Origin of the sequence: Burkholderia sp. WTPI3 (assembly GCF_021483755.1) — a bacterium.
Taxonomy (GTDB): domain Bacteria; phylum Pseudomonadota; class Gammaproteobacteria; order Burkholderiales; family Burkholderiaceae; genus Burkholderia.
Window position 1 is genome coordinate 1 of the sequence record NZ_JAGIXF010000179.1, and the last position, 4,630, is coordinate 4,630.

A 4,630-nucleotide genomic window follows, 5' to 3' on the forward strand; every position below is an offset into this window, starting at 1 on the left:
CCGCTGGCGGCCGGTTCGCGCTACGCGGTCGTTGTGGAGATGCGGGAATCGAATCATAGCGTCCAAGACTGGATTGCTATGGTATTCATTGGTACAGCCAATACATGAGCCGCGCATGCTACTTCGCCACATCCGCTATTTCCTGGCCGTCGCCGAGCAGCGCAGCTTCACGCGCGCGGCCGACTCGCTGCATGTGTCGCAGCCGACGCTGTCGCAGCAGGTGCGCCAGCTCGAGGACATGCTCGGCGTGCAGCTGTTCGACCGCTCGGGCCGCACGGTGCGGCTCACCGAGTTCGGCGAAGTCTATGCGCGCCACGCGCGCGCGGCGCTGCACGAACTCGATACCGGCCAGCGCGCGCTGCACGACGTTGCGGATCTCGGCAGCGGTTCGCTGCGGCTCGCGATGATGCCGACCTTCGCCGCCTACCTGAGCGGCTCGCTGATCGACGCGTTCCACGCGGATTTTCCGAACGTCGCGCTGACGATCGACGCGATGCCGCAGGAGCGCATCGAGGCGCTGCTGGCCGACGACCGGCTCGACGCGGGCTTCGCGTTCATGCCGCCGCGCGCGCCGGACATTGACGCGCTGCCGTTGTGGGACGAGCCGCTCGCGCTCGTGACGGGCCGCACGCATCGCCTGGCCCGCCGTCGCCGCGCGCTGAGTCCGGCCGAACTCGTCGGCGAGCCGCTGGTGCTGCTGAGCCGCGCGTTCGCGACGCGCGAAAGCATCGACCGGTATTTCATCGAGCAGGGGGCGCAGCCGAAGATCGCGATCGAGACGAACACGATCAGCGCGGTGCTGGAACTCGTGCGCTGCGGGCGGCTCGCGACGGTGCTGCCCGATGCGGTCGCACGCGAGAGCGGCGATCTGTGCGCGCTGGAGATCGATCCGCCGCTGCCGACGCGCACGGCCGCGCTGCTCACGCGCAAGGGCGCGTACCGCAGCGTCGCGGCGCGTGCATTCATCGAGCGCGCGCTCGCGTATCGCGATCCGTCGGGGGGGTGACCGGTACGGCCGGCGACCGGTTGCGGCGCCAGCCGCGCGGATGGGCGGTGCTCAGGCGCTCAGGTGCGCGGCGTCGGGAAGAAGATGCCCGCGCGCTGCGCGGCGTTGGCAATGTGCGTCTCGATCGCAGTGCCCGCGGCCGCCGCATCGCGGGCGATCAGCGCATCGACGATCGCACGGTGTTCGTGCCATGTCGACAGCAGCAGCTCGCGCCGGTAGAACGGCATGCGCTGGCTTTCCTTCATGATGTCCGCGCTGCTGCGCAGTACCGATTCGATCGCCGCGTTGCCCGCGAGATGGATGATTCGCATGTGGAAGTCGAAATCGAGCCGCGACGCCTCGTCGAGCGCGCTCTCGGTCAGCGCGACGTGCAGGTCGGCGAGATTGTTCTCGAACCATGCGATGTCGTCGTCGCTGACGACGTGCGCCGCCATCCGCGCGGCAAACCCCTCGAGCGCATAGCGCATCTGGTACGTGTCGGGCGGCGACGACTGCTCGGCGAACCGCCAGGCGTGGGCGGCCGTCGCCTGCGCGCTTTCGACATAGACGCCCTTGCCGGCGCGGATGCGCAGCATCCCGAGCGCCTCGAGCGTCGACAGCGCCTCGCGCAGCGACGCGCGGCTGATCTCCAGCTCCTCGGAGAGCTGCCGCTGGGCCGGCAGCAGGCTGCCGACCGGATATACGCCTGCCTCGATCCGGTCGCGGATCGTCGAGATGGCGGCGTCGGTCACGGTGTGCGGAACGTTCTTCATGATGTGAGCGATGGCCGGTCTGACCAGCATTGTAATCCGCACGCAGGCAGTGCATGAGCGGCCTACGGGAAAGCCACGATCCGCCCCGATCCGGTGCATTCAGACCCCATGCCGAAGGGCGGGAAATCCCTATTTGATTCGTCCTTGACGCGACTATATCGGCTTCCTACTATCCACCATAACATCACTGGTCTTACCAGTATGAACAGACGAAACTGCAACCGTTGGATCGGGAGAGCGCCGTGTCGAAATTCCTCAATTCGCTGTTTGGCCGGGTAGTCGTCGCATTGATACTGGGGGTCGCGCTCGGCGCGTTCTTCCCGCATTTCGCCGAGTCGCTGCGACCGCTGGGCGACGGCTTCCTGAAACTCATCAAGATGGTCATCGGCCCGATCGTGTTCTGCGTCGTGGTCAGCGGGATGGCCAATGCGGGCGACCTGAAGAAGGTTGGCCGGGTCGGCCTGAAGGCGGTCGTCTACTTCGAGGTGATGACGACGATCGCGCTCGGCATCGGGCTAGTGCTCGCGTGGCTCACGCGCCCGGGCGTCGGGATGAACATCGACCTGCGCTCGCTCGATGCGGCGTCGCTCGCGTCGTATGCGAAGAATGCCGAAAGCCTGAAGGACACGGCCGGCTACCTGATGAAGATCATTCCCGAGACCGCGATCGACGCGTTCGCAAAGGGCGACATCCTGCAGATCCTCGTGTTCGCGGTGCTGTTCGGCTCCGCGCTGTCGCTGCTCGGCGACAAGGCGCAACGCGTGAACAGCCTGATCGAGGAACTGTCGCACGTGTTCTTCCGCATCATCGGCTTCATCATCAAGCTCGCGCCGCTCGGCGTGCTCGGCGCGATCGCGTTCACGACCGGCAAGTACGGCGTTGCATCGCTCAAGCAGCTCGGCTATCTCGTCGCGGTGTTCTACCTGAGCTGCTTCGTGTTCGTCACGGTCGTGCTCGGCACGGTGATGCGCCTCGCGGGCTTCTCGGTATTCAAGCTGATCCGCTACCTTCGCGAGGAACTGTCGATCGTGCTCGGCACGGCATCGTCCGACGCGGTGCTGCCGCAGGTGATGAGCAAGCTCGAATACATGGGCATCAAGGATTCGACGGTCGGCCTCGTGATTCCGACCGGATACTCGTTCAACCTCGACGGCTTCTCGATCTACCTGACGCTCGCCGTGCTGTTCATCGCGCAGGCCACCAACACGCCGCTGTCGACGCATGACCTGATCGTCGTGCTGCTCGTGTCGCTCGTCACGTCCAAGGGCGCGCACGGGATTCCGGGCTCGGCGATCGTGATCCTCGCGGCGACGCTGTCGGCGATCCCCGCGATTCCGGTGCTCGGCCTCGTGCTGATCCTGCCTGTCGACTGGTTCGTCGGCATTGCCCGCGCGGTGACCAACCTGATCGGCAACTGCGTCGCGACGGTGGTCGTCGCGGTGTGGGAGCACGACATCGACCGGGCCCGCGCGAAGCGCGTGCTGAACCGCGAGCTGCGCTACGTGGCCGACGCGCCGGGCGCCGCCGCACCGGTCGCGGGCGATCAGGCACACGCGCTCTGAGCGCGACTGCGCACGGCGCGGCGTCCCCTGGCCGCGCGGCGCGAACGAATTTCGTGCGACCGGCGTGCTGATGCGCCGGCGCTTCTCAAAATAGTGGAGACGACATGGCAGCCCCCATCCTCGATCCGAACGCGCCGGCCTTCACGCGGCGCTACATGAACCTCGCCGATCCGCGCCTGGGCGCGCAGGCGCTCTTCGCCAGCGACGAATTCTTCGCGCCGAAGGAGCGCATGCTCAATCCCGAGCCGGCCGTCTTCATTCCCGGCAAGTACGACGACCACGGCAAGTGGATGGACGGCTGGGAGACGCGTCGCAAGCGCACCACCGGCCACGACTTCTGCGTGGTCCGGCTTGCGCGGCCCGGCGTGATTTACGGCGTCGATCTCGACACGAGCCACTTCACCGGCAACTTCCCGCCGGCCGCGTCGATCGAGGCCTGCGCGGCGGATGGCGACACGCCGCCGGACGACGCCGAATGGCGCACGATCGTCCCCGCGACGACGCTGCAGGGCAATTCGCACCACTACGTCAGTGTCGACGATGCGCAGCCGGTCACGCACCTGCGCGTGAACCTGTATCCGGACGGCGGGCTCGCGCGGCTGCGCGTGTACGGCCAGCCGCAGCGCGACTGGCGCCATGTGCCGGCCGGCGAACTCGTCGATCTCGCGGCGATCGAGAACGGCGGTTATCTGGTGGCGGCGAACAACCAGCATTTCGGGCCGGCCTCGCAGATGCTGATGCCGGGGCGGGGCGCGAATATGGGCGACGGCTGGGAAACGCGGCGCCGCCGCGAGCCCGGCAACGACTGGGCGATCGTCGCGCTGGCGCGCCCGGGCATCATCCGGCGCGTCGAGGTCGATACGGCGTTCTTCAAGGGCAACTTCCCCGACCGCTGTTCGCTGCAGGCCGCGCACGTCACGGGCGGCACCGACGATTCGCTCGTCACGCAGGCGATGTTCTGGGCCGAACTGCTCGGCGAGCAGAAGCTGCAGATGGATCACGTGCACACGTTCGACCAGCTCGCGGCGCTCGGCCCCGTCACGCACGTGCGCTTCAACATCTTCCCGGACGGCGGCGTGTCGCGCCTGCGTCTGTGGGGCGAGCCGGCTTGACGGAGGGCGAAGGCATGAGCGGACCCCATATCCTGCGCGTCGAGCGCCTGACCCGCGAAGCGTTCGCGCCGTTCGGCGACGTGATCGCGCTCGAAGGCGCGCGGCATTTTCCGATCAACGGCGGCACGACCGAGCGTTTCCACGATCTCGCGACGATCGACGTCTGCGCGGACGGCGGCCGGCCGCTCGTCAGCATGT

5 protein-coding genes are annotated in these 4,630 nt (G+C 67.4%); 4 read left to right on the forward strand and 1 reads right to left on the reverse strand.

Annotated elements, in window-relative coordinates; genetic code table 11:
• Window positions 1-115: 115 nt before the first annotated feature.
• Entirely contained in the window at window positions 116-1,006 is an 891-nt protein-coding gene (gene cynR, locus J7024_RS36330) for a transcriptional regulator CynR (protein ID WP_124827158.1), read from the forward strand.
• Window positions 1,007-1,065: 59 nt separating this feature from the next.
• Here cynR and J7024_RS36335 read toward each other — a convergent pair whose 3' ends face one another.
• Window positions 1,066-1,788, reverse strand: coding sequence for a FadR/GntR family transcriptional regulator (locus tag J7024_RS36335; protein ID WP_124827157.1), 723 nt, complete (start codon window positions 1,786-1,788; stop codon window positions 1,066-1,068).
• 212 nt (window positions 1,789-2,000) lie between these two features.
• Here J7024_RS36335 and J7024_RS36340 point away from each other — a divergent pair, with 212 nt between their 5' ends.
• From J7024_RS36340 to J7024_RS36350, 3 genes are all read left to right on the forward strand, one after another.
• Window positions 2,001-3,320, forward strand: coding sequence for a C4-dicarboxylate transporter DctA (locus J7024_RS36340; protein WP_124827156.1), 1,320 nt, complete (start codon window positions 2,001-2,003; stop codon window positions 3,318-3,320).
• A 104-nt stretch (window positions 3,321-3,424) separates the two neighbouring features.
• The gene (gene alc / locus J7024_RS36345; protein ID WP_124827155.1) at window positions 3,425-4,432 is read left to right on the forward strand and encodes an allantoicase; all 1,008 of its coding nucleotides are present in this window, start codon (window positions 3,425-3,427) and stop codon (window positions 4,430-4,432) included.
• Between the two features lie 14 nt (window positions 4,433-4,446).
• Window positions 4,447-4,630, forward strand: a 184-nt coding sequence (locus J7024_RS36350; RefSeq protein ID WP_234745998.1) for an ureidoglycolate lyase, incomplete at its 3' end; no start/stop codon positions are given.

Excerpts from the sequence above, each read along its gene's own strand:
- alc (WP_124827155.1), top strand. The coding sequence starts at position 3,425 with ATGGCAGCCCCCATCCTCGATCCGAACGCGCCGGCCTTCACGCGGCGC.
- J7024_RS36335 (WP_124827157.1), bottom strand. The coding sequence starts at position 1,788 with ATGCTGGTCAGACCGGCCATCGCTCACATCATGAAGAACGTTCCGCAC.
- cynR (WP_124827158.1), top strand. The coding sequence starts at position 116 with ATGCTACTTCGCCACATCCGCTATTTCCTGGCCGTCGCCGAGCAGCGC.